23 protein-coding genes are annotated in these 23,608 nt (G+C 41.9%); 9 read left to right on the top strand and 14 right to left on the bottom strand.

Going from position 1 to position 23,608, the window contains the following annotated elements; translation table 11 throughout:
* Positions 1-23 precede the first annotated feature (23 nt).
* Together aciT and serB are read right to left on the bottom strand one after the other, a co-directional pair.
* Entirely contained in the window at positions 24-356 is a 333-nt protein-coding gene (gene aciT / locus EXE29_RS05260) for an AciT family ciprofloxacin tolerance protein (RefSeq protein ID WP_106984151.1), read from the bottom strand.
* 405 nt (positions 357-761) lie between these two features.
* Complete coding sequence (serB, locus tag EXE29_RS05255; protein ID WP_117006549.1) at positions 762-1,982, bottom strand: phosphoserine phosphatase SerB; 1,221 nt, start codon at positions 1,980-1,982, stop codon at positions 762-764.
* Positions 1,983-2,059: 77 nt separating this feature from the next.
* Here serB and EXE29_RS05250 point away from each other — a divergent pair, with 77 nt between their 5' ends.
* Positions 2,060-3,310 carry a hypothetical protein gene (locus tag EXE29_RS05250; protein ID WP_117006548.1) on the top strand — a complete coding sequence of 417 codons (1,251 nt, stop codon included), beginning with the start codon at positions 2,060-2,062 and terminating at the stop codon, positions 3,308-3,310.
* 67 nt (positions 3,311-3,377) lie between these two features.
* On the opposite strand, the gene EXE29_RS05245 is transcribed toward EXE29_RS05250, so the two are convergent.
* The 4 genes from EXE29_RS05245 to mhpT form a co-directional block, all read right to left on the bottom strand.
* Entirely contained in the window at positions 3,378-4,346 is a 969-nt protein-coding gene (locus tag EXE29_RS05245) for a bile acid:sodium symporter family protein (RefSeq protein ID WP_120364112.1), read from the bottom strand.
* A 120-nt stretch (positions 4,347-4,466) separates the two neighbouring features.
* Positions 4,467-5,102 carry a bifunctional nicotinamidase/pyrazinamidase gene (pncA, locus tag EXE29_RS05240; RefSeq protein WP_117006546.1) on the bottom strand — a complete coding sequence of 212 codons (636 nt, stop codon included), beginning with the start codon at positions 5,100-5,102 and terminating at the stop codon, positions 4,467-4,469.
* A 51-nt stretch (positions 5,103-5,153) separates the two neighbouring features.
* Positions 5,154-5,564, bottom strand: coding sequence for a hypothetical protein (locus tag EXE29_RS05235; protein ID WP_106984146.1), 411 nt, complete (start codon positions 5,562-5,564; stop codon positions 5,154-5,156).
* Between the two features lie 151 nt (positions 5,565-5,715).
* Entirely contained in the window at positions 5,716-6,921 is a 1,206-nt protein-coding gene (mhpT, locus tag EXE29_RS05230; protein WP_120364113.1) for a 3-(3-hydroxy-phenyl)propionate transporter MhpT, read from the bottom strand.
* A gap of 727 nt (positions 6,922-7,648) precedes the next feature.
* Here mhpT and dapA point away from each other — a divergent pair.
* The 3 genes from dapA to purC are packed head-to-tail and all read left to right on the top strand — an operon-like array spanning position 7,649 to position 9,925.
* Complete coding sequence (gene dapA / locus EXE29_RS05225; RefSeq protein ID WP_106984144.1) at positions 7,649-8,548, top strand: 4-hydroxy-tetrahydrodipicolinate synthase; 900 nt, start codon at positions 7,649-7,651, stop codon at positions 8,546-8,548.
* A gap of 14 nt (positions 8,549-8,562) precedes the next feature.
* The gene (locus tag EXE29_RS05220; protein ID WP_106984143.1) at positions 8,563-9,168 is read left to right on the top strand and encodes a lipoprotein-34 precursor (NlpB); all 606 of its coding nucleotides are present in this window, start codon (positions 8,563-8,565) and stop codon (positions 9,166-9,168) included.
* A 37-nt stretch (positions 9,169-9,205) separates the two neighbouring features.
* The gene (purC, locus tag EXE29_RS05215) at positions 9,206-9,925 is read left to right on the top strand and encodes a phosphoribosylaminoimidazolesuccinocarboxamide synthase (protein WP_106984142.1); all 720 of its coding nucleotides are present in this window, start codon (positions 9,206-9,208) and stop codon (positions 9,923-9,925) included.
* A 415-nt stretch (positions 9,926-10,340) separates the two neighbouring features.
* Here the strand turns inward: purC and EXE29_RS05210 are convergent, their stop codons facing one another.
* The gene (locus tag EXE29_RS05210) at positions 10,341-11,615 is read right to left on the bottom strand and encodes a replication-associated recombination protein A (RefSeq protein WP_120364115.1); all 1,275 of its coding nucleotides are present in this window, start codon (positions 11,613-11,615) and stop codon (positions 10,341-10,343) included.
* Positions 11,616-11,889: 274 nt separating this feature from the next.
* Here EXE29_RS05210 and EXE29_RS05205 point away from each other — a divergent pair, with 274 nt between their 5' ends.
* Complete coding sequence (locus EXE29_RS05205; RefSeq protein WP_120364116.1) at positions 11,890-14,022, top strand: sensor domain-containing protein; 2,133 nt, start codon at positions 11,890-11,892, stop codon at positions 14,020-14,022.
* A gap of 69 nt (positions 14,023-14,091) precedes the next feature.
* Positions 14,092-14,556, top strand: a complete 465-nt coding sequence (locus tag EXE29_RS05200; RefSeq protein ID WP_120364140.1) for a 2-thiouracil desulfurase family protein — start codon at positions 14,092-14,094, stop codon at positions 14,554-14,556.
* Here the strand turns inward: EXE29_RS05200 and EXE29_RS05195 are convergent.
* On the bottom strand, positions 14,553-15,005 hold the full coding sequence (locus EXE29_RS05195; RefSeq protein WP_120364117.1) for a YcgN family cysteine cluster protein: 453 nt from the start codon (positions 15,003-15,005) through the stop codon (positions 14,553-14,555). The genes EXE29_RS05200 and EXE29_RS05195 overlap by 4 nt on opposite strands.
* 194 nt (positions 15,006-15,199) lie before the next feature.
* Between EXE29_RS05195 and EXE29_RS05190 the strand changes: the two genes are divergently transcribed.
* A complete protein-coding gene (locus EXE29_RS05190) occupies positions 15,200-15,358 on the top strand; it encodes a DUF1328 domain-containing protein (RefSeq protein ID WP_005006601.1) in 159 nt (52 codons plus the stop codon).
* Positions 15,359-15,467: 109 nt separating this feature from the next.
* Here the strand turns inward: EXE29_RS05190 and murJ are convergent, their stop codons facing one another.
* Positions 15,468-17,018 carry a murein biosynthesis integral membrane protein MurJ gene (gene murJ, locus EXE29_RS05185; RefSeq protein ID WP_171406248.1) on the bottom strand — a complete coding sequence of 517 codons (1,551 nt, stop codon included), beginning with the start codon at positions 17,016-17,018 and terminating at the stop codon, positions 15,468-15,470.
* Positions 17,019-17,095: 77 nt separating this feature from the next.
* Positions 17,096-17,668 (bottom strand): 1,6-anhydro-N-acetylmuramyl-L-alanine amidase AmpD, encoded by a 573-nt coding sequence (ampD, locus tag EXE29_RS05180; RefSeq protein ID WP_106984138.1) that lies wholly within the window; start codon positions 17,666-17,668, stop codon positions 17,096-17,098.
* A 185-nt stretch (positions 17,669-17,853) separates the two neighbouring features.
* Between ampD and nadC the strand changes: the two genes are divergently transcribed.
* The gene (gene nadC, locus EXE29_RS05175) at positions 17,854-18,699 is read left to right on the top strand and encodes a carboxylating nicotinate-nucleotide diphosphorylase (protein WP_106984137.1); all 846 of its coding nucleotides are present in this window, start codon (positions 17,854-17,856) and stop codon (positions 18,697-18,699) included.
* Between the two features lie 58 nt (positions 18,700-18,757).
* Here nadC and EXE29_RS05170 read toward each other — a convergent pair whose 3' ends face one another.
* From EXE29_RS05170 to rph, 3 genes are all read right to left on the bottom strand, one after another.
* Complete coding sequence (locus tag EXE29_RS05170; RefSeq protein WP_120364119.1) at positions 18,758-20,971, bottom strand: phosphocholine-specific phospholipase C; 2,214 nt, start codon at positions 20,969-20,971, stop codon at positions 18,758-18,760.
* Between the two features lie 21 nt (positions 20,972-20,992).
* Positions 20,993-21,124 carry a hypothetical protein gene (locus EXE29_RS17815; RefSeq protein ID WP_264766849.1) on the bottom strand — a complete coding sequence of 44 codons (132 nt, stop codon included), beginning with the start codon at positions 21,122-21,124 and terminating at the stop codon, positions 20,993-20,995.
* 128 nt (positions 21,125-21,252) lie between these two features.
* Complete coding sequence (gene rph / locus EXE29_RS05165) at positions 21,253-21,969, bottom strand: ribonuclease PH (RefSeq protein WP_106984135.1); 717 nt, start codon at positions 21,967-21,969, stop codon at positions 21,253-21,255.
* Positions 21,970-22,180: 211 nt separating this feature from the next.
* On the opposite strand from rph, the gene EXE29_RS05160 reads away from it, so the two are divergent.
* On the top strand, positions 22,181-22,834 hold the full coding sequence (locus tag EXE29_RS05160; protein WP_120364120.1) for a TetR family transcriptional regulator: 654 nt from the start codon (positions 22,181-22,183) through the stop codon (positions 22,832-22,834).
* Positions 22,835-22,894: 60 nt separating this feature from the next.
* Here the strand turns inward: EXE29_RS05160 and EXE29_RS05155 are convergent, their stop codons facing one another.
* Entirely contained in the window at positions 22,895-23,512 is a 618-nt protein-coding gene (locus EXE29_RS05155; RefSeq protein ID WP_106984133.1) for a thiol:disulfide interchange protein DsbA/DsbL, read from the bottom strand.
* Positions 23,513-23,608: the final 96 nt, after the last annotated feature.

The following is a 23,608-nucleotide window of genomic DNA, read 5'->3' as shown; positions in this document are numbered from 1 at the left end:
TTTTTCACCTTAAAAATTGACTATCAGCGACTTGAATACTGCTGATCATCCTCATAGACAGGTGTATGTTCGATATATTGACGTTTTGCTGACGCACGCTCCGCACGGCGGTCTTCAAGCAATAGCATCAGAATAAATACCGTCATCGTCGTCATTAATGCCACAAAGTAGCTGGAAATCATGGTGAGCTCAAATACAGCTTGTGTGCCAAAACGAATGACTTCAACCATGCCCCATACCAGCATCCCAGCCAGCATATAGTTTAACCAGCGACGATACGGCGAGAAGAAAACAGCAATGACAGCAGCCGCGACTAAGCTCATGCCTAGAATGGTGGCAAAATTCGCTGTTACCATATAAACCTCCGTCATTTAATGAAACCATTGCTATGGCTAGGTTTCATTTAAAATTACCGTGTAATCAATCAATGGAATGTATCAACTTCAAACTCTATGCATGCATTATGCGCAGTTTTTTTGATAAAAAAAGTCTTGTCTTCGGCCTAAGCGACACACATTGTCGCAACATTATTTTGTCATTACATTTTTTTATTTTTGAGTTTTCTTAGAACAAAGACCATGCCTCGCTTGGCGTGTCATTACAAAAAAAAACCTGCTTTTTTGCAGTGAAAAATTTATTTTTCAGATCATGTTAATCGTTGTTTTTATCAACAATTTTATATTTACCGTTGGTCGCCTCTAGACTGAAATCCATAAAAAAACGCAGTCATTTGACTGCGTTTTTCATACAACGGTCACATATTAGGCACGATTTAAATCTTTATCATGTACACCTAAAAGATATAACACGCCGTCAAGTCCTACACTTGAAATCGCTTGATTGGCATTTTGACGTACCAATGGTTTAGCACGGAATGCGACACCTAGACCTGCAATCGAGAGCATTGGTAAGTCATTTGCACCATCGCCCACGGCAATCGCTTGTTCTAAGGAAATGCCCATTTCTTCAGCAATTTGCGTCAACAAGAATGCTTTACGTGCGCCGTCAACAATATGACCTTTGACTTCACCCGTTACTACGCCATCTTGTACATCTAAAATATTGGCATGAACTTCATCAATACCGAGTTTCGCCTGTAAATATTCTGCAAAGTACTGGAAGCCACCCGATAAAATCGCGGTGCGGTAGCCCAATGATTTCAATGTTGAAATTAGGCGTTCTGCACCTTCAGTGACCGTTAAGCGCTCAGCAATACTCGCCAGCACGGATGCATCCATACCTTTGAGCAAAGCAACACGGGCACGGAAGCTTTCTTGGAAGTCCAATTCACCTTGCATCGCACGTTCAGTAATCTCTGCAACTTGCTGACCAACACCTGCTTCTTTTGCCAGCTCGTCAATGACTTCTTGCTCAATCAGCGTCGAATCCATATCAAAACACACCAAACGGCGGTTACGACGGTACGCATTGTCTTCTTGTACTGCAACGTCTACGCTCAGCTCTGCAGATAAGCTCAAGCAGGCTGCACGCATGGCTTGTGCATCTAACATTTGGCCACTTAAACCAAATTGTACGCAGGCACGTTTAGGCCCAATACTGCCTCCATCAAGCTGCGGACGACCAGATAAACGCGTCACTGTTTCAATATTGAAGCCTTGGCTCGACACAATTTTTGTTACAGCCTGTAAATGCGATGGCGTCAACTCTGGCGCTAAAGCAGTCACGATATAACGTGTACGGCCACCTTCACTTACCCATTGATCATAATCTGCAGCAGAGATTGGTTTAAAACGAACTGTTAAGCCAATTTCATGTGCTAAAATCAGAATTTCCTTCATGGCTAATGCTGTAGCAGTTTGGTCATCTGACGAAACAACAATACCTAAAGTCAGTTGGTTATGTATGACGGCTTGACCTACATCTAAGATTTGTAAGGAATGAACGGACAGGGCCTGCATTAATCGTGTAAATTGATTAGGCTGGTCTGGCCCCAGAAATGAAATAAGGATGATTTCTCGCATGAATTGACTCGGGTCTGAGCTACAACTATTGTTAGAATCATAATCGAAAATAAACAGTTTTGCCTTGGAAGTTTACGTTGAATGCGCCTAGACAAGGGCTATTTGCTAGCCTACTAATAGTAAGTTTCGCTTTTCATACCTTTTTACTGGTATTGGCGACCACACATCAGCTGAACGAAAACCGTGCCAGCCAAGGTCAACTGATGACCAGCCAATTGGTCACCGACAGTATTTCGGAAATGGAACCCGCCAATACCGTATCATTGGCATTACTTGCCGATCGTTACGCGACCAATCCTAGCGTGGCGTCTATTCGAATTTTAAATTCGGCAAAGCAAGTCCTTGCAACGGGTGGTCAAACCAAAACCCGTGAAGGCGAAGTCTTTGTACGTGATGCACTACTAAATGAGAAAAAAGTCGGTACAGTTGAAATCACACTAATTCAGCCGAGCATAGGTGAAATTTTACGCACCCAGTGGCTGGCAATTTTGGTTTCACTCATTATTCATGGTTTATTGTGGTTAGCTTACCGTGGTATTGCTCGCCCAAGTCGTACCGAATATTTGGCACGCATTAATAATGAATCACGCTTAAAACACGAAATTCAAAGCTTGACCCAAGCACTAGAGCAAGAGAAACATGCTGCCGCGGTTGCAATAGCACAAGCACAGCAAAATGCGCAAAACAAAGCGAAAAAAGAACATAAACCCGTCGTTATTGACAGCAGTAGCCTAGCGCTCAATATTCAATACTATGACCCAAAACAATTGCTCGATACTGTCAATAAAACAGTGTCTGGGCCGTATTTTAATTTATGTCAGTTGTTTTTAAATAAAGCCACTGAACTCTGCGTACAGCACTATAAATTAAATAGCTCAGACATTTGTACTGTGCATAAATTTGATGATCAGGGTGCAATTATTAGCATCTCAGCAGACACGCCAAATGGCTTACAGTGTTTAACCATGATTAGCGCAGTATTCCAATTGCTTTCAGATGTGCTCTATAAACGCTACCGTGAAGAACGTCGTTTTGTTTTACAAACGCGTAGCGCGATTTCAAGTGCTGTAGAGGCGATGCAACTCAGCTCAGTCCAAGCTGCAGAGCGTCTGGTACAGCAACTCTCTGCCAAAGAAAGTGCCGTGCAGGTACCTAACCACTTACTTAAAGAAATTTCGGATCATTTCCAATTGGTAAGTTTGCCAAACCCAACCAATGTACTGACTCGACATGCCTTTATGATTAATGGAATGGATGCTGATGCCGCTGAATTGGCGCAGTCTTTCCGTACTGAAATCTTAAAATCAAAGCAGTCTAAAGCCTCTTAAACACTGCCCTGTTTACTATAAAAAAAGCCTGAACACATTCAGGCTTTTTTATATGCATTTGTTCTAATCAATTGGGTTCATGGCTTGTCTTTGGAATAGCTTCAGACTGTGCTTTTGACGCCCAATAGGTTGCCAGTGCAGGACCAGAAATATTGTGCCATAAACTAAAAATTGCGCTTGGTAATGCTGTTAAAGGCGATGCTGCAAAATGCGTTGCTGCTAAGGCTACACCCAAACCTGAGTTTTGCATGCCCACTTCAATTGCTACAGCCTTGGCATCTGCATAAGGTAGCTTAAAGAAGCGACTCACCCAAAAACCAAGTAAATACCCCAAACCATTATGTAGGGCAACTACACCTAGAATGAGCAAGCCAGATTCTAAAATTTGTGTTTTACTGCCCGCCATAATGGCTGCCACAATAGCCACAATGGCCACGACAGAAACCAAGGGCATCACCTGAATATATGATTCAGCCTTAGACTGTAACAATGTACGAATAATTAAGCCCAAAACTATTGGGAATAACACAACTTGTAAAATAGAGATGAACATTGAGCCTGCATTAATTTCAATCCACTGGCTAGCCAATAAATAGAAAATAGCGGGTGTTAATAACGGAGCGAGTAAAGTAGATACCGAAGTACATGCAACTGAAAGCGCAGTATTGCCTTTGGCCATATAAGTGATGACATTTGAAGCTGTCCCACCTGGACAACACCCAACCAGAATCACACCAATGGCAATCTCAGAAGGCAAATTCATCAATTTACATAATACAAATGCCAATCCCGGCATCACAAAAAACTGTGCAACGACTCCTATGAAGACCGCTTTAGGACTTTGCAATACCCCTTTAAAATCATCTAAGGTCATTGTCATGCCCATCCCCAGCATAACAATACCCAGCAACCATGGAATATAGGCTTTGAGCCACACAAACATTTCAGGTGCTAAAAGCGCAATCCCTGCAAAGAATATTACCCATAATGCGAACGTTTTTTGAATCAATTGTGTAAAGCGCAAGAATCCTGACATAACTCTGCCCATCTCAATGTACATGCTTATACCCTGCCATAAGTCGCTAGCACGTCACAATTCACCTTTGGACTAAAAAGTATAAAATGCCTACATATTCATAATATTTCTATTTCTGCTTTATGCCTCTGTTATTGCTTTTATGTCTTTCATATAAATCCGTTTCACACCATTAGATAGCATGTCCTGCCATGCCTGCTGCAATGACCCTTGTAGATCAATCCCCTTGCATGCATCTGCCACCACAAAGGTACGAAAACCTAAACGACTTGCATCCATTGCTGTCCACGCCACACAAAAATCTGTAGCAATACCCACAATAAAAACGCTATCAATCCCACGTTCTTTTAAATAACCAGCAAGTCCTGTTGAGGTTTGATGATCAGCTTCCATAAATGCAGAATAACTATCAATGTTGCTATGCATTCCTTTACGAATCACCAATTGGGCATGTGGAATAGACAAGTCTGGATGTAAAGCAGCATCATGTGTGCCTTGGACGCAATGTGTAGGCCAAAGCACTTGTGGGCCATAGGCCAATTTAATGATGTCATAGGGCTTCGCACCCTCATGATTGGCCGCAAATGAAATATGATTCGCCGGATGCCAATCTTGCGTTAATACTACATTTTCAAAATATTGCGCCAATTGATTAATTGCAGGAATAATCTGATCTGCATTTGCCACAGCAAGGTTGCCACCTGGTGTAAATCCATTCTGAACATCGACCACAATTAAGGCACAATTCTTTTGCATATCACTCAATCCATTTTCATTCAATTCAATCTGCGCTTGGGCGCATTCGGTTCACGGTTGTAGTATTTCGTCTTGACGATAAAAATAAAATGACCCGCCTAGCGAATTCAAGTTATATCTCGGCAAATCCTGTTGTAAAGACCGCGCAAAACGTGGATAAATTTTGGATTTACGTTCAGTGGAGGCATGAAAACAAAAATACAAAGGTTGATATTTATAGACAAAATTTACAATATGCTCACGCGCCAAACGCATGACTTCAAAGGCATTAATCCCCATATTAACATCATCTTGTACAGGGTCATCAGCAAAAGCCAGCCAAGCATTCATACCTTTGCTTCGAGCGAAATTCATCTTTTTAACATCACGCTTGAGCGTAAGATTAAATTCATTTTGCTTAAATGAAAGTGTAAAAAGCTGACCATCAACTTTAAATTGTGCCATCCAATGATTTTGACTCATTTGGCCCCCGTATTCTTTTTTATTTAATTTTATTATCACATATAAATCAGCAGTCTAACTTAAAATTTCAGCAAATATTTAAACATCAAAACATTTATATCCCACAATAAAAAAGCCCGTCGATGACGGGCTTTTTTACTTTTATTGGCGATTAAGCCAGACGACGTGTTAGTAATAACATCACGATCGCAGAAATAATAATACATGGAATGGCTGCTGAAATTACACCTGCAGCACCAAAGCCAGCAGTTAACAATGCACCAGCAATTGCGGGCCCAAGCATTGCTCCTACACGACCCACTGCCGATGCAACACCAATACCTGTACCACGTACAGTTGTTGGGTAAACAATACCACCGAACGCATACAATACGCCTTGGCAACCAATCACAAATGCACCAACCAATGCAGAAGCCAAGTACATTTGCGTTAATGAACCTGCTGCATTTAATGCCAATAGGCCTGCTAAAATACCGCCGTACATCAACAAGATTACGAAGGTTTTTTTCCAACGATCCGTCAATACACCTAGCACCACCGTACCTACAGTTGCACTCACCATGAAGTAGAACTGTGCAGTCGCGCCTTCTTTACGTGTAAAGCCTAATTCTTGGAACAACGACGGTAACCAACTTAACATGATGTAAACCACCATCAATGTGAAGAAATAGCTCGTCCAAAGGAAGACCGTACGCAATAAGTTTTCAGAGTTAAATAGGTCTTTAAAAGAACCTTGTGGAACTGCTTCATTGCTTGCAGTCGCAGTTTGCTCTTTTGCTTTTAAATATTCTTTAGACTCAGGAAGCAATAGCATCATGATTGGAATCACGATGATCGGTAACAAGCCACCTAAATAGAAAATGTTTTTCCAGTTTGAACCAAACTCAGTACTTGCCACCAACGATAAAATTGCAGCACCAACAGGCATACCGCAGTACATTAGACCTACAGCACGACCACGGTTTTCAGGTGTTACCGCTTCAGAAGCCAATGTAATTAAGATTGGCATAGCAGCACCAAGTCCTGCACCAGCCAAGAAACGTACTGCAAGTAATGAATTAAAACTATTCACCCATACTGTACATAATGTGAAAACTGCAAAAATGGCAACCGACCAAATTAATACCGTTTTACGACCAATCCGATCCGCAATTCGACCACCAACTAGTGCACCAGGCAGTAAGCCTAAAATCCCTGCACTAAAAAACACCCCCAGTTGCGAACTATCTAGACCGAAACTTTCACGAATACCAGCAGCTGCAATACCTGCTGCCTGAATATCTAAGCCTTCGATTACGGCAATTAGAAAACAGATCGCTACCGTGACAATAGCATGTTTATTATCTGACTTTTCCATTGGAGAATCCTTGTGTCAATCAGTGTTCAAAAAAATGCATCATCTATGAGCAACTTAAATGAACATACTGACAATAAGTGTTAGTCCAAAGGCGAATAAGGCTTATATTTGTTGATTTTTCTTTTAGTTAAGCAGGTAGATATAAAGTCTTAAAAGCGATAAATACATTTCACTCTGATTCATTAAATGTGACATTTCAACAGATAGATCAACTACTATTCTTTACGGTTTGATATGTAACAGAAAAATCATTATATTTAAAACAGATTATTAACATAATTTTTAAAGATCATTTGCAACAAATACATCGCAATTTTCTATAACTTTCAAGTCTATGTTCATCTTTTTTTTATCTTAAATTCTGATCAAAATAGATGGAATAGCACACTAGACACGCTCTTAAGCTAATCTCATTCTATTTTAACCATAGATTTTGGCGCTTTTTAGCCTATATTTTGTTGTTTATCTATACAGTATAGCCATACGCGTAAAAACCAATCTCATTTGTTAAAAGCAAGTGCTTGATTGTTTTAATTAAGCTTTGTATAAAGTTTTTTACCGCTTTGACTAAAGCATATTGTTCTTAGACGCATGATCAGTCATAATTTGCATAAGCATTACCCAATTCCATGCAAACGGATTGATTTGCTGTCTATCAAAAATACGAACCTGTCCAAATTCATACTCAATTTAGTCGTTTGGATAGAAAAATAGGATTGTTTTAAAAATGACTCAGCAAGCACAGCCGATCCAAGGCTCAATTGTCGCAATCGTCACCCCAATGTTCGAAGATGGCAGCGTAGATTGGAAGGGACTCGAAAAGCTCGTTGAGTGGCATATCCAAGAAGGCACAAACAGTATTGTTGCTGTAGGTACGACAGGCGAAGCATCGACTTTAAGCATGGCAGAACACACACAAGTGATCAAAGAAATCATTCGTGTTGCCAACAAACGTATTCCAATTATTGCTGGTACGGGTGCAAACTCAACCCACGAAGCGATTGAACTGACCAAAGAAGCAAAAGAACTTGGTGCAGACGCCGCGCTACTCGTAACGCCTTATTATAATAAGCCAACTCAAGAAGGCCTGTTCCAACACTACAAAGCCATTGCTGAAGCTGCTGATTTACCCATGATTTTGTATAACGTACCAGGTCGTACTGGTGTCGATATGCTCAATGACACGGTTATTCGTTTAGCTGACATTCCACAAATTGTGGGCATTAAAGATGCAACAGGTGATGTACCACGTGGTATTGAATTAATCAAAGGCCTTGAAGGCAAAAGCATGACTGTTTATTCAGGTGACGATGCTACGGCATATCAACTGATGGAACATGGCGCAAAAGGCAATATCTCTGTTACTGCCAATGTTGCACCAAAAGCAATGAGCAACGTATGTGCAGCAGCTCTTGCCGGTGATCATGCTAAAGCTACTGAAATTAATGCAACAGTTGCAAATCTACACAATATTTTATTTTGTGAATCTAACCCAATTCCTGTGAAATGGGCACTTCATGATATGGGCTTAATCAGCACAGGTATCCGCCTGCCGTTGACACCGCTTGCAGAACAATACCGCGCACCGCTACACGAAGCACTTAATCAAGCGGGCGTAATCAAATAAAGAGCAGTAAAATTATGCAATTACGTTTAGGTCTCACCCTTGCACTTTCAGTATTCAGTTTAGCAGGTTGTAGTTCTTTGGCCTTTAAAAATGGCACCTTAGATTATAAAGAAACCACAACTTTAGAACCGTTAAAATATCCTGAAGGTTCAATGGTGCGACCTGTGGCGCCATTGTACCCTGCTCCAACGGTTGACGCGCTTGCAATTGAGCATGCACCAAAACTTGAAAACAAACGTGGCAACCGTTTTGCTTTACCACGCCCAGATGCAGCTCAGGAACAATCCTCTGCAGACGACTCAAATAGCACAGCTATGCTAGGACATCCTCAGCTTTTAAGTGATGGAAATCAAAATCCTTTACTCAAAATTGATGGAAATTCTGCTACAATTTGGCAGTACACACTTGCTACCCTCAGTAGCCTCAATCACACCATCGTTGGTCAAAGCAAAAACCGTTATGAAGTAACTGTTAAAGTCGACCAAAAAACGTATGTGTTAAGACTTTCTTCTGTGGGTACTAGCAATAACCTAGCTGTATTCAATGCCGATAACACTTTTGCAGATAAAGAAGTCGCTGCAGAATTGTTAGCTCAGATTTACCAAAATTGGCCAGCCTAGACATTTCTAGGCATTTTTTTTGAAAAAGGTTCCCTCCATGTTAAAACAAACCTTGCTCTATACTGGTAAAGCGAAATCTGTTTATGAAACAGACAGTGCAGATCACCTCATCCTAGTCTTCCGTGACGATGCCTCTGCATTCAATGGCGAGAAAATCGAACAACTAGATCGTAAAGGTAAGGTGAACAACCGTTTTAACGCCTTTATCATGGAAAAATTGGCAGCCGCTGGTATTGAAACTCACTTTGAGAAACTTCTTTCTCCAACTGAAGTTTTAGTAAAAAAATTACACATGATTCCTGTGGAATGTGTAGTACGTAACTATGCAGCTGGTTCTTTATGCCGTCGTTTAGGTGTTGAAGAAGGTAAAGAATTGGTTCCACCAACATTCGAACTTTTCTTTAAAGACGATGCTCTTGGCGATCCAATGGTAAATGAATCACAAGCCATTTCTTTGGGTTGGGCGACTGCTGAGCAATTGGCTCAAATGAAAGACCTTACATACAAAGTAAATGACGTACTGAAAGAACTTTTTGCTACAGGCAACATGCTTCTTGTTGATTTCAAACTTGAATTCGGTGTTTTCCATGACCGTATCGTACTGGGTGATGAATTCTCTCCAGATGGTTGCCGTCTATGGGACAAAGACACCAAGAAAAAACTCGACAAAGACCGTTTCCGTCAAGGCCTAGGCGGTGTTGTTGAAGCATACGAAGAAGTTGCTGCACGTATTGGCATCGACCTTTCAGACATCTAATTGATTCTGAAACTTCAAACAAAAAACCGAGCCTTGCTCGGTTTTTTGTTTTTATCGCCTGAGTACTTCACTATGGCGCAGACAGTTTCTTGAAGAGAAATAGCAGAGTCATAAATAACATTTTACCAGTCGTAAAATTTTTAGTTATATTTTTAATAATAAATTCAAATACTTTTAACTTAATCTAAAAAACAAATCAAACTTATAAAAATGCCCGTTTTTACAAACAAGGCAAAGCCTCTTATCATACAAAACAGATTAGACAGCCAGAGTGATCTCAAACCAATCATATCTGTGCTGTCGACCAAATTTGTTCTTGTCTGCATAGATGTCTGACACCAAAGCTTTCTTTTTCGGCCCAGTTCTCCCCCAAGATACTGGGCTTTTTTTTGTCCAGACATGCACACTGTTTACTTTATTGTTGCTGTTGTTGTTCCTGCCAACGGCGTTGTTGCAATCGCTCGCCTTCAACCTCACGCTTATTACGTGCTGACTCATACAACTTCGTGCCTTTTAATTCAGGTGGAAGGTAATCTTGACGGACAAAATGCTCTGGATAATTGTGTGGGTATAAATAGTCGGCACCGTAGCCTTGTTCTTTCATCAATTTGGTAGGTGCATTACGTAAATGTAAAGGCACAGGCAAATTCGCAGTTTTCTCGGCCAAATCCATGGCTTTGTTAATCGCTAAATAGGTACTGTTGCTTTTTGCACTGGTGGCTAAATATACAACGCATTGACCCAATATAATGCGTGCTTCAGGCATGCCAATCGCTTGTACCGAACGGAAGCATTCACCCGCCAGCAATAAGGCATTTGGATTCGAATTACCAATATCTTCGGATGCTGCAATCAGCATACGGCGTGCTAAAAATACAGGATCTTCACCGCCTTTGAGCATACGTGCCAGCCAGTACAAAGCTGCATCTGGGTCACTGCCACGAATCGATTTAATCATGGCAGACACTAAGTCATAATGTTGCTCACCAGATTTGTCATAACGGGCAATATTTTGCTGTGCAACTTTCACTACGACTGCATTCGTAATAATATTTTCTAGATCTGCTTCAAACGTGCTGGCCACTAAATCCAACAAATTGAGTGCCTTTCGAGCATCTCCAGCAGCAAATTGTATCAAAGCTTCATATTCTTCTATTTGAATATAACGGTCTTTTAAAAATTGATCTTGCTCAATGGCATGCTTTAATAATTTTTGTATAGAAGCTTCATCTAAAGCATTTAAGGTATAAACCTGACAGCGGGATAGCAGTGCGCTATTCACTTCAAAAGATGGATTCTCCGTGGTCGCACCAATTAAAGTGATTTTGCCTTTTTCAACTGCATTTAATAATGCATCTTGCTGAGACTTATTAAAACGATGAATCTCATCAATAAACACCACAGGCGTGAGTAAATCACCGCTGTCTGCAATCACTTCACGTAGCTCTTTAACACCCGTATTTAAAGCCGATAAACTCACAAAAGGCCGATCAACAGCTTGAGCCAATAGCAAGGCAATTGTGGTTTTACCAACACCAGGTGGCCCCCAAAATATAATAGAGGGTAAATGCCCTTGATCAATCATCTGACGCAATGGCGCTTCCTCTCCCAGCAGGTGATCCTGCCCAATAATCTCAGAAAGGTCGCGGGGTCTAATTCGTTCTGGAAGCGGAATATTGCTGTCTGACATTGTCTAAATTCACGGCTGCTTAAAAATACATCGGGCTCTATTCTAACACTAGCTTTTTTAATTTAAGCAGGAATATTCTGTGCCGTTTATAGAAGTTTTTTGGGTATTCATCGGCTAATTGTTGGATGGTCTGAATTTTGTGGAAAGTTTAAAATAAATATGATTAGTTGTTTGTAAAATACTTCCTGAAAGCAATGCTTCAAGCTATGCTTGGAAGGATAACACGTACAGAAACAAGGATTGCTTCTGCCGCCATAGCCACATTGGTGACCCCATGAAATCATCATCGAAGAACAAACCAGCCGTGCCACACGCTCAGTATGATACTGAGCTTAGAACAACTTTAAATAAAGCACAGCCCAATGTTGCCGATGATGTCATGTTACAACAATTTGCCAATAATATACCGTTGCCACTTTGGCTACAAACCGCTCAAGGTCCTGCTTTTAGCAACAGTAAACTTTGCCAGTTTATCGATGTCGACCTGAACCAACATCTACCAGAAAAATGGTTAAACTATATTCATCCAGAAGACTTCGAACATTTCATTGTTCTATGGCAAAAAGCACAACAAACCAAACAAAATTTTAAAAAAGAATGTCGCCTTAAACATCATCAACTTGGCTATCGCATGTGTGCCGTTCACATCGAATTTCCACAAGCACCCAACTCATTATTTGAATGTTCAGTCAGTTTTATCGACATTCATGACAGTTATGAAAAACAACAAGCGCTAAGCCATCAAGTATCAGCACAAAATAAAATGCTCAATGCCAGTATCGATTGCATTAAAATTTTGGCACCCGATGGCAACTTAACACACATGAATCGTTCAGGATGTTTGGCTTTAGGCGTATCGGTTACTGAAAAAAAATTTGGGATGCCTTGGTTAAATTTATTACCTGAAGACATTCGCAAAGCGGGTTCAGCAGCCTTAGCTCAAGCCTGCCAAGGCAAAAATACCCGATTTGCAGGCAAGAGTACCCTTGACGGACAAACGCACCAGTTTTGGGACAATATTTTGACGCCCATTGTGGACGAAAATGGGGTAACTGAAAGTATTTTATGTGTGTCACGTGATGTGACCCAACAAAAAGCAGCCGAAAGTCGCTTACAACAAATCATAGAACATGATGAGCTGACTGGCTTATTTAACCGTCGTGCCTTTACTCGAATTTTTAAAAAGCACCTGCAATATGCGCTCAATTATGATCATCAAATTGGCCTAATGCTGATTGACCTCGACTATTTTAAGCACGTTAACGATACGCTCGGCCATGTTGCAGGCGATCATTTATTACATACCCTCGGCCAACGTTTTAAAAGCTGTTTCTCTGAAGATATTATTGTGTCACGCCTTGGTGGTGATGAGTTTGCAATCTTGGTACCCGAGCTTGTCGATGAGCAACAGTTGATGGATGTGGCTCACCAAGCTTGGTTACAACTGGATATGCCCATTAGCTACACAGGGCAATTCATTAATGGTGGTATGAGTATCGGTTGTTCGATCTATCCCCGTGATGCGCAGAGTTCATCAAACTTAATGAAATGTGCCGATATTGCGCTGAATGATTTAAAAATTAGCGGACGCGGTGGCATACGCATGTTTAATCTAGACATGTTTAAAGCACTTGAAGCCACCACACGCCAGCTCACTTTGGCACGTAGTATCATTAAAAATGATCAAATTGAGCCTTTCTACCAACCCAAAGTTCAGCTCCAAGATAGTCGTGTGATTGGCTTTGAGGCCCTACTCCGTTGGAAAGATCAACACGGTGTACTACAACTGCCTTCACATATTTATGCTGCTTTCCAAGATTATGACTTGGCTTCGCGCATTAGCGAAACCATGCAAAATAAAATCTTCCAAGATATGAATGAATGGCAGGATCAAGGCTTAGAACTCTTACCGATTTCAATTAATGCAGCACCCGTCGAATTTTTACGAGACGACTATGCAGAGAAAATGCTTCAGCGCCTACAAAAGTACAAAATTCCGCATGATAAAGTAGAAGTTGAAATTACCGAGCAGAGCTTGTCTGAACGAGGTTCTCATTATGTGATTCGTGCTTTGCACCTGCTAAAAAAAGAAGGCTTAAGTATTTCTTTAGACGATTTTGGTACAGGACATTCATCACTGACACGCCTCAGCGACTACCCAATTGACTGTATTAAAATTGATCGCAACTTTGTAGAACGCATGACCAAAGACTCCTCGGCACTTGCAATCGTCAAAGCCATTACACAGCTAGGCTCGAGTATTTCTATGGATATTTTGGTTGAAGGAATTGAAAATACAGAGCAACTCAATGTACTCAAAGACTGTGAATGCCAAAAAGGCCAAGGCTTTTATTTTTATCGCCCAATGAGCTTTGAACATATTAGCGCACTGTTAGAGGTACGCTAATACCCTTCTTGTTTGTGCTTTGATTTTAGTCATGCTTTATTTTTACAACATCATGAGCTCCATTCAGCAATGTATTTGATTAGTGCTTGCCTCGTTGGGCAGACTGTTCGCTACGATGCAAAAAGCTATACCTATCCTCTACTGCAGCAACTTGTAGACTCAGGCCAAGCTATCATAGCGTGCCCTGAAATGTTAGGTGGTTTGGCATGTCCGCGTGCACCCGCAGAAATTCATGGTGGTACAGCACTCGATGTGCTCCAATCGCGTGCGCACATTCTCGACAATACTGGTTTAGATGTCACACAAGCATTTTTAAACGGTGCTTATCAGACACTCAGATTGGCTCAGAAACACCATGTTAGCGTGGCAATTCTTAAAGAGAAAAGCCCATCCTGCGGGCGACATTGGATTTATGATGGACAGTTTACTGGGCAACTCATCACGGGTATGGGTCTCACTGCGACCTTACTCCAGCAAGAAGGTATTCAGGTATGCTCAGAACATGATTTTATCAGCGCGTGGCCAGAAGCTTAACGCACCCAGCGCACGATGTATTCTTCAATCTCTTCTGGGTCGACATCTAATTCACTAATGCAACGACCCGCGGCTGTTTTCTTTACGGTCATCACCGTTTGGCGACTACCCGAAATTAAATAATGCCATGAAGGCAATTTTTTACCTTCTTGCACTCGCTTATATGCGCAGCTTGAAGGCAACCAGCGAATGGTATCAACTTGTGCGGGTGTGAGTTGAATACAATCAGGCACCGAGTCTTTTCGATGGACATAATCCGAGCATTGACCAGTTTTACAGTCCAATAACTGGCAAGCAACGTTGGTATAAGCCACTTCCTGAGTTTCATCATCTTCGAGCTTGATCAGACAACATAAACCACAACCATCACATAAGGCTTCCCACTCAGCAGAATTTAACTCTGCAAGCGTGTAGTTCTTCCAAAATTTAGGGCGTAAGGTTTCCGTCATCATCGTGTCATATCAGTCTAAAAAAGCTGAATCAGTATACCAGTACATCCACAAACTTTGCGGATCCCATTGGGTCATACACCCGCACAAATAGATTAAAACTTAATCAACATATTGCCAACGAAAGATCAACATTAGCTTGAACTGCATCACACTATACTGAATATGAAAAGAAAAACACTTGGAGAATAACAATGTTCCGTTGGGCGATTATATTTGCTGTGATTGCACTCATTGCCAGTTTATTAGGATTTGGTGGTGTTGCTGGTCTTTCTAAAGACTTTGCTGTGATTTTATTGGTAATCGCAGTGATTCTAGCCATCGTAGGCTTTCTCTCTCGAGGCAAAGTCTAAAAGCTACGTTAAATTCTCAAATGTCATGTCTATGGCACAAAAAAAAACAGCACCTCATGTGCTGTTTTTTTAGATCCAATATCTAGGTTATATCCACACCTATACTGCATTAGGGTTTTAAATGACGAGGTCTAAACCCCATCGCGATTAAAGCAATCAGGTATGCAACAACCCCAACAACGCATAGACCAATGACTTCTGCAACACGTATCCATTGTGATACTTCGCCGTTGTACCAGCTTAAGGCATACCATAGGGCACCAATCATCACGATATTGGCCACTGCAAATTGCACCGCAAGTTTTTTCCAATGCGCACCAAATCGAAAAATATTGCGTTTATGCAGATAGAAATACAACATCCCTGCATTGACCAATGCCGAACCAGAAGATGCTAAAGCCAAAGCCATGTGCTCTGCATGCCAGTCAATCAGTTTAAAGAAACCAATAAATACCACGTTTAAAATCGCATTGGCTGCAACCGCCATCAAGCCAACACGTACAGGTGTTTTGGTGTCTTGTTGTGCATAAAAACCTGGTGCAAAAACCTTAATCAGCATAAATGAAATTACCCCAGCACTCATACATTGCAGTGCCAAAGCGGTCATTTGCGTGTCTTCTAAACTAAATGCGCCACGTTGGAATAAGGCTTGAATAATTGGCGTAGACAACATGAACAAAGCAATACTGGCAGGAATACCCACCAAAATAATCACTTTGGCCGCCCAATCAATCATGCCACGGAATTTGGCTTGATCTTGCTCAGCATGACGTGCTGACAACGACGGTAAAATGACTGTACCAATCGCCACCCCAATTAAGCCCAAAGGTAACTCGGTCATACGTTCTGCACTATATAACCATGATACTGAGCCATCTTGCATGAACGATGCCCAAATAGTATTGAGCAAGAGGTTAATTTGTGTGACTGATACACCAAAGAGTGCAGGTAGCATCAATTTCATGATGCGATCTACACCTTCATGTTTAAAATCTACTTTAGGTGGAATGAGTAATTTTTTCTTCCAGAGCTCTGGAATCTGAATCACTAACTGCAAAATACCTGCAATAAATACCGCCCAACCCAAGGCCATAATCGGCTCTGCCATATACGGCGTAAGCCACCATGCCCCAGCAATCATCGCTAAGTTAAGCAATACAGGCGAAAATGCGGGTGAAAAAAATGAGCCATAACTGTTTAAAATACTGCTGGCAAAAGCCGTTAAGGACATAAACAGTAAATACGGAATCGTTAAACGGAACATCTCCGTAGCCAAGGCAAACTTTTCAGGATCATTATGAAAGCCTGGTGCATAAATATATAAAATTGCAGGTGCGGCAATCATTGCGACAAACGTCAGCGCACTCATAAAGGTTGCCAAACAGCCAAATACCCGACTAATCAGAATTTGTACTTCGGCATGCGTACGACTGGTTTTATATTCGGTCAGTACAGGAATAAAGGCTTGGGAAAATGCCCCTTCGGCAAATAAACGCCGAAAAAAGTTCGGAATACGAAATGCCACCACAAAGGTGTCAAAGTCCTTCCCTGCACCAAATACATTGAGTAGCACAATATCTCGGACTAAACCCAATACCCGTGACAACATGGTCATTGCGCTGACTATAACGGTTGACCGCCAAAGTGCCATCGTCTTCACCTAATTTTTAAATTGGCGCTATTGTAATGAAACTTAGGCCAACATTTCATTGGTTAAATTAGCGCTAGTTTGGTTATTTATTTGTTTTTAAAATGATGTAATTGTTTTCGAAACAATGCCCAATCAAAAAACGGCCCTGGATCGGTTTTACGTCCTGGTGCAATATCGGAATGTCCTGCCAAGTGCTGTTGAAGCTTAGGATAAGCCTCTTGTAAACACGCGGTGACTTCGGTCAGTGCTTGATACTGATCAGCTGTAAATGCCAAATCATCACTGCCTTCAAGCTCAATACCTATGGAATAATCGTTACATTCTTTTTTGCCCAAATAACTCGAACGACCTGCATGCCATGCCCGATCATTAAAATTGACAAATTGCAGTACTTCACCACTGCGTAAAATCAAAAGATGCGCCGAAACCTGCATCCCTTCAATAGTTTGAAAATACGGATGTACTGACCAATCCAATTGATTTTGAAAAAACTGCTCGATATAGCCACCGCCAAATTGCGACGGAGGCAAGCTAATGTTATGGACCACGAGCAACTGAATCTCGGTCTGTTCAGGGCGCTGATTATAATTAGGTGATGGCACTTGGCGTGCCCCCAACAATTGGCCCTCACAGACCCGAAAATTTGCCTCTCTTGGCATAAATCAATCCTAATTCATCTGATGTCATGCAGTATGCAACACACTACCTGAAGCCATGCTAAAACTTTCAATCTAAAATCTCAATTCAAGGTGATGATCCCCCTTCGGAAATATCGCTCATTTTTTAATGAACAATGCTAATATAACGCGCAAAATTTCCTCGGGTAAAAAGAGACGGAACTTCTATGAGCATATCTCAAACCTTGCTTGAACAAACTATTCAAATCAATATTCAGCAGGCGCTGCATGAAGATATTGGCGAAGGTGACATTACCGCGCTACTCACCCCTGAGGAAGAACAAGCAACCGCAACCATCATTAGCCGTGAAAGCATGATTCTTGCAGGCCAGCCTTGGGTCAATGCACTTATTCAAGCTTATGATCCGAATGTACAAATCACATGGCTCAAAAATGACGGTGATCGTGTCGAAGCCAATGAAGCCTTTTTAAAATTAGCCGGTTCTGCACGGAGCTTGTTAACCGTAGAACGCCCTGCCTTAAACTTTGTACAGACCTTGTCTGCTGTTGCCACCAAAACCGCGCAGTATGTGCAACAACTTGAAGGCTTACACACCAAACTTTTGGATACGCGTAAAACCTTACCCGGCTTACGTATTGCACAAAAATATGCCGTAGCAGTGGGTGGCGGTCAAAACCATCGTTTAGGGTTATTCGATGCCTTTTTAATTAAAGAAAACCACATTATGGCGGCGGGTGGTATTGCACAAGCCATTGCCAAAGCACATAGCATTGCACCAGGCAAAGCTGTAGAAGTTGAAGTTGAAACTTGGGATGAGCTCAACCAAGCCCTCGAAGCCAAAGCAGACATTGTGATGCTGGATAACTTTAGCCAACAACAAATGATTGATGCTGTGAAGCATGTGGCAGGACGTTGCAAATTAGAAGCATCAGGTAATATTACTATTGCGAATTTACGTGAAGTTGCAACCACAGGTGTCGATTATATCTCTATGGGCGTTCTCACTAAGGATGTCACCGCTGTGGATTTATCTATGCGTTTTAATGCCTAGGCAAAACAGTATAAAAAAGCGCAGCATCGACTGCGCTTTTTTATGGGAAATCTTGTACTTAAACAGCACCCATAAATGGGTCTGAATAGCCATGTTCACCTGTTTCAACACGTCCTGCAAAACGACGTTCAAAACTTGATGAGGCACCCAAGCTGACACTAAAGTCATACCAACCATGCACGCTACTCATGTCTAGCACCAATTCAGTTTCACTGCCTGAAGTGGTTTTTATAGTCCATGTTTTGCCATCTAAATACGCATTGGCTTTGACCGTGAGCTCTGCACTTTGTGTGCCATCTTGGCGGACTTTCAAAAATATGCGCGCTGCACATTCTTCCATGCACACCCGAATTTCAGGCAAAACTGCCTGTTGGTTTTTATCTCGAATATCGCCCTTAAAACTACGATGAAAACCATTAGGGCCGAGCACCCACAGATCATATTTTCCATCTTGTAGTATCCAGTCATCATCCAATTGCTTACCCGCTTCAACCATATAACGACGTGGTACAGCATTTAAATCTAACTGGTTATACACATGGAAAACACCCGCCTGTGTGCCCGTATTAGAAAACAGTAACTTCACTTGATTGCTCGCCTCATTTAACTTGGCACTGCAATGCAGAATATAAGGCAAAGCACGCGATGGGCGTACCCCCGTGTCCTGCATCGGTTTTGCTTGCTGGCTTGGCACCTGAACTTGGCTGAGTTTTTCTTGATTGCTACGAATCATATCGGCCTGTGCCTTTGTTCGACTGCCGTCTAAAGTGGGCAATACTTGCGTATTTGGCGTTTTAAAATCAAAAGCTGAGCTTAAATCGCCACAGACGGCACGTCGATAAGGGCTAATATTCGGCTCGTGTACACCAAAGCGTTGCTCTAAAAATTGAATAATCGAAGTATGATCAAATACTTGTGAATTGACCCATCCACCACGACTCCAAGGTGAAATCACATACATGGGTACACGAACGCCTGGGCCATACACCCCATGCCAAAAATTGCTATTTTGCCCATTTACAAACTCAGGGCGTGGTTGGCTGACCGAACCTGCCACCGCAGGATGATTAAAATATTCATAGGAAAGTGCTTGATCCGATAAAGTCGTTTTACCGTGTACTTTTAAAATATCGCCTTGTGCATTAATCTCACGCGAAGGTGCTGAAGGTGATGGCACATGATCGAAGAAGCCATCATTTTCATCAAAATTGACCAAAAGTGCAGTTTGGCTCCAAAGCTCAGGACGATCGGTCAGTGCATTCAGAAGCTCCTGAATATACCAAGCGCCTTGCACTGGACTCGATGGACCAGGATGCTCACTATAGGTGGCGGGTGCAACAATCCAGCTCACTTGCGGTAATTTATTTTGCAACAAATCCTGCTTAAATTGCCCCAATAAGCCACCGTCATTGGGCATCGTATTGGCAATGCCTTTATATAAAGGCTCTTTTGCATCAATAGCTTCATCATAAGCAGGGCAAACCGCTAATGCATGGCTCACAGGTTGCCCTGAACGTTCATTGGCTGCTCGGTATTGCTTAAAGCCTGCCAAGGGATTATCGGTAAAATTATCGGGCATATTTTGATAAATTTTCCAGCTCACCCCTGCTTGCTGTAAACGCTCTGGATAGGTCATCCAATCATAGCCAACTGCCGAGCTACCAATTTCATCAAACTCATTGACTACGCTGGCGACTCCAGCCCCTGTTGGTCCATTGCTTCCTGTCCAAATAAACTGACGGTTGGGGTTGGTCCCGGCATGCATCGCACAGTGATAAGCATCGCAAAGTGTAAACGCATCTGCCAATGCATACTGAAATTCAACTTCTGCCTTTTTAAAATAGCCCATCGATTGTGGCTTTTTATGCTCCACCCAATTGCCCATACGGCCACAGTCCCAAGCCGCTTGACCATCTTTCCATGAATGTGGCGTGCCACTCACCCGCTGCGCATTGCCTAGTCTGCTGTCTAAATGATAAGGGAAATAGACTGTTTTATTTTTATCGTACTGTGCCCAAACTTTTCGCCCTTCGCTTAAAGGAATCGCAAATCGATCACCAAATCCACGTACGCCTTTGAGCATGCCGAAATAATTATCGAAGGAGCGATTTTCCTGCGTCAAAATAATCACATGCTTAATATCTTGAATCGTGCCCGTTTCAACTTTGGCATCTATGGCCAAGGCTTTTTGAATACTCAGTGGCAAGCTCGCTAAAGCAGTCGCCCCCAAAAGTGTTTTAGACGACTGAACTAAAAAATCACGACGGTTCATACCTATTTCCTGTTGTTATTCTTAAGGTGCACAATGCATTTTACAATTGGGTTCAGGGGTTGGTGCTTGCGCATCACCTTGCGCCTGATCGTCTTTACATGCACTTAAAAGCAAGACTGAACTCATCATGAGCCCGACAAAAAAAACACGCATTTGCATTTCCTATCTGTAAATACCCTCATAGGAATAACGCATGGGCATGACCAAAACATGATGCTTTGATGTCAAGCAGATGAAAAAAAACGCACCCCTAAGGTGCGTTTAGTCTGGCCAATCAGGTCTTACCAACCCAATGCCTCTTGTTGCTTTTTAATCAATTCTTGAATGCCTTTTTCAGCCAATTCAAGCATTTCGTTACACTGCGCACGTGTAAATGGTTTGTCTTCTGCTGTGCCTTGAATTTCAATGAATTCGCCTGCTTGCGTCATCACCACGTTTAAATCTGTTTGGCAGTTTGAGTCTTCTTCATAGCAAAGATCAAGCAAAGCTTCGTCTTGATACATACCCACTGAAATCGCAGCCACTAAACCTTTTAGCGGATCATGCTTAATTTTTTTCTTTTCAAGCAATACATTCATGGCATCAATCAATGCAACCGCAGCACCTGTAATTGATGCAGTACGCGTACCACCATCAGCTTGAATCACATCACAGTCGATCGTAATGGTGTTTTCACCCAGTTTTTTCAAATCCACCATGGCACGTAAGCTACGGCCAATTAAGCGTTGAATTTCTTGCGTACGACCACTTTGTTTACCACGTGCTGCTTCACGATCAGAACGTGTATGTGTCGAACGTGGCAACATACCATATTCTGCTGTTACCCAACCTTGACCTTGACCTTTTAAGAAACGTGGCACTGAATGATCAATACTGGCAGTACACAAGACTTTTGTATGACCAAATTCAACCAATACCGAACCTTCGGCATAACGTGTGTAGTTACGGGTAATTTTGACATCACGTAATTGATCTAATGCTCGCTGGTCGATACGCATAAAGGGTCCTTCATTTTACTAAATTACAATGCGCTTCAGTATAGCAGAAGCCCGCTTCGAGTTTGACCACCACACTCAGCCTTTTACAAAATGCATGAATTCAAGCCGTATTTGCGTACTTTCTCCATGCGCTATTTTCCATGCCAGATCATCTCTAGGTGCTGCATACAATTTTTGCTAGACTGCAAACAAAGGATTTTCGGAACACAACATGTCGATACGCGATGAACGTAAACAACAAAGTCGACAAGCACTTTTAGATGCAGCCTTAGCATTAAGTGGTCAAGGACGTGCCTTTAGCAGTATGAGCCTACGTGAAATTGCCAAAGCCGCCAACTTAGTGCCGACCGCGTTTTATCGGCACTTTAGTGATATGGATGAGCTGGGTTTAGAACTGGTGGATCAAACCGCCTTACAGCTCAAACAAATGCAATATCAAATGGGGCAAGTCTTTCAACATCAGCCCGACACACGTATCCAAAACTGTATCCACTTACTGTTTCAACATATTCAACAGCACCCTGAGCCATGGATTTTTTTTATTGCAGAACGCTGGGGCGGTTCTGCACGTTTGCGTTATGCCATACAACGTGAAATTCAATATTTAACTGCCGATTTAAGCGCAGATTTGGGGCGTACCCAAACGCTGAATCATATTCATCTACAGCATGACTTACAGGTCTTGTCACAAATTTTGATGAGCTTGGCTTTTAATTGGGCCATGAGTTGGATGGACTTACAACGCTCTGTGGCCGCTGCAGAACTTGGCGCACAACAAGAACAACTCAAGCTCAGTGCGATTACTCAAGTTCAACTGCTCTTCCGCGGTATTTTGCATTGGGATCGCAATCAGCCATCGGTCTAACACGCTATCTTTAAGCATAAAAAAAAACCCGCAACTTGCGGGTTTTTATTTAAGGTCGGCTTATTTGCCTGAACGTTCTTTTTCAATTAAGTAATTTAATACTTGAGTGACTTTTCCATCTTCACCTTGAATGACGTATTTACCATTCACCGTTACCGCAGGTACACCTGTCAATTGATAACGTTTTGCAAGATCTTGAGCTTGCGCAATTTTAGATGCGATTGGGAAAGAATCGTAAGTGCTATTAAATTTAGCTTCTGGAATACCAAACTGCGTAAAGTATTTGGCAAAAGCAGCTTTTTCTAAAATTGGTTTTTGGCCTTCATGAATCGCATGGAACAACATTAAATGTGTTTTTTGGCGTACCCCAAGTGCTTCCGAAACATAATATGCGCGCGCACCTTGCTCCCATACTGGATTCATGGCTGCCGGCGTACGTACAAAACGTACATCTTTAGGCATGTTTTTTAACCACGTTTGCATGTGCGGTTCAAGTTTAAAACAGTGTGGGCAGCCATACCAAAAGAATTCACGAACTTCAATTTTCCCCGGAACCTCAACTTGTACAGGGTTTGCGAGCACTGTATAGTCTTTTCCTGCAACAAAGTCAGCGGCCATCGCGCTACCAGAAACGGCAAAAACAGCAGCGACCAAACTGCCGAAAAGGAATTTTTTCATTGAGATTATAGTCCTCTAACTCATTATGATTAGCTTATGCGATCACTATAAATCATTTATGCAAATTTCGTTTCCATTCTGTGAACTTTTTTAGCG

The sequence above is a fragment of the Acinetobacter sp. WCHAc060006 genome (genome assembly GCF_004209135.1).
Taxonomy (GTDB): Bacteria; Pseudomonadota; Gammaproteobacteria; order Pseudomonadales; family Moraxellaceae; genus Acinetobacter; species Acinetobacter cumulans.
Note: the sequence above shows the minus strand (reverse complement) of the source record. Positions and strands in the feature narration are given on the sequence as shown.

Coding starts and splice junctions, on each gene's coding strand:
- pncA (WP_117006546.1), bottom strand. CDS start 5,102: ATGCAAAAGAATTGTGCCTTAATTGTGGTCGATGTTCAGAATGGATTT.
- dapA (WP_106984144.1), top strand. CDS start 7,649: ATGACTCAGCAAGCACAGCCGATCCAAGGCTCAATTGTCGCAATCGTC.
- EXE29_RS05200 (WP_120364140.1), top strand. CDS start 14,092: ATGTATTTGATTAGTGCTTGCCTCGTTGGGCAGACTGTTCGCTACGAT.
- EXE29_RS05220 (WP_106984143.1), top strand. CDS start 8,563: ATGCAATTACGTTTAGGTCTCACCCTTGCACTTTCAGTATTCAGTTTA.
- EXE29_RS05155 (WP_106984133.1), bottom strand. CDS start 23,512: ATGAAAAAATTCCTTTTCGGCAGTTTGGTCGCTGCTGTTTTTGCCGTT.
- mhpT (WP_120364113.1), bottom strand. CDS start 6,921: ATGGAAAAGTCAGATAATAAACATGCTATTGTCACGGTAGCGATCTGT.
- EXE29_RS05235 (WP_106984146.1), bottom strand. CDS start 5,564: ATGAGTCAAAATCATTGGATGGCACAATTTAAAGTTGATGGTCAGCTT.
- EXE29_RS05190 (WP_005006601.1), top strand. CDS start 15,200: ATGTTCCGTTGGGCGATTATATTTGCTGTGATTGCACTCATTGCCAGT.
- purC (WP_106984142.1), top strand. CDS start 9,206: ATGTTAAAACAAACCTTGCTCTATACTGGTAAAGCGAAATCTGTTTAT.
- EXE29_RS05160 (WP_120364120.1), top strand. CDS start 22,181: ATGTCGATACGCGATGAACGTAAACAACAAAGTCGACAAGCACTTTTA.
- EXE29_RS05205 (WP_120364116.1), top strand. CDS start 11,890: ATGAAATCATCATCGAAGAACAAACCAGCCGTGCCACACGCTCAGTAT.
- rph (WP_106984135.1), bottom strand. CDS start 21,969: ATGCGTATCGACCAGCGAGCATTAGATCAATTACGTGATGTCAAAATT.
- EXE29_RS05245 (WP_120364112.1), bottom strand. CDS start 4,346: ATGTCAGGATTCTTGCGCTTTACACAATTGATTCAAAAAACGTTCGCA.
- EXE29_RS05170 (WP_120364119.1), bottom strand. CDS start 20,971: ATGAACCGTCGTGATTTTTTAGTTCAGTCGTCTAAAACACTTTTGGGG.
- ampD (WP_106984138.1), bottom strand. CDS start 17,668: ATGCCAAGAGAGGCAAATTTTCGGGTCTGTGAGGGCCAATTGTTGGGG.
- aciT (WP_106984151.1), bottom strand. CDS start 356: ATGGTAACAGCGAATTTTGCCACCATTCTAGGCATGAGCTTAGTCGCG.
- EXE29_RS05195 (WP_120364117.1), bottom strand. CDS start 15,005: ATGACGGAAACCTTACGCCCTAAATTTTGGAAGAACTACACGCTTGCA.
- EXE29_RS17815 (WP_264766849.1), bottom strand. CDS start 21,124: ATGCGTGTTTTTTTTGTCGGGCTCATGATGAGTTCAGTCTTGCTTTTA.
- serB (WP_117006549.1), bottom strand. CDS start 1,982: ATGCGAGAAATCATCCTTATTTCATTTCTGGGGCCAGACCAGCCTAAT.
- EXE29_RS05210 (WP_120364115.1), bottom strand. CDS start 11,615: ATGTCAGACAGCAATATTCCGCTTCCAGAACGAATTAGACCCCGCGAC.
- nadC (WP_106984137.1), top strand. CDS start 17,854: ATGAGCATATCTCAAACCTTGCTTGAACAAACTATTCAAATCAATATT.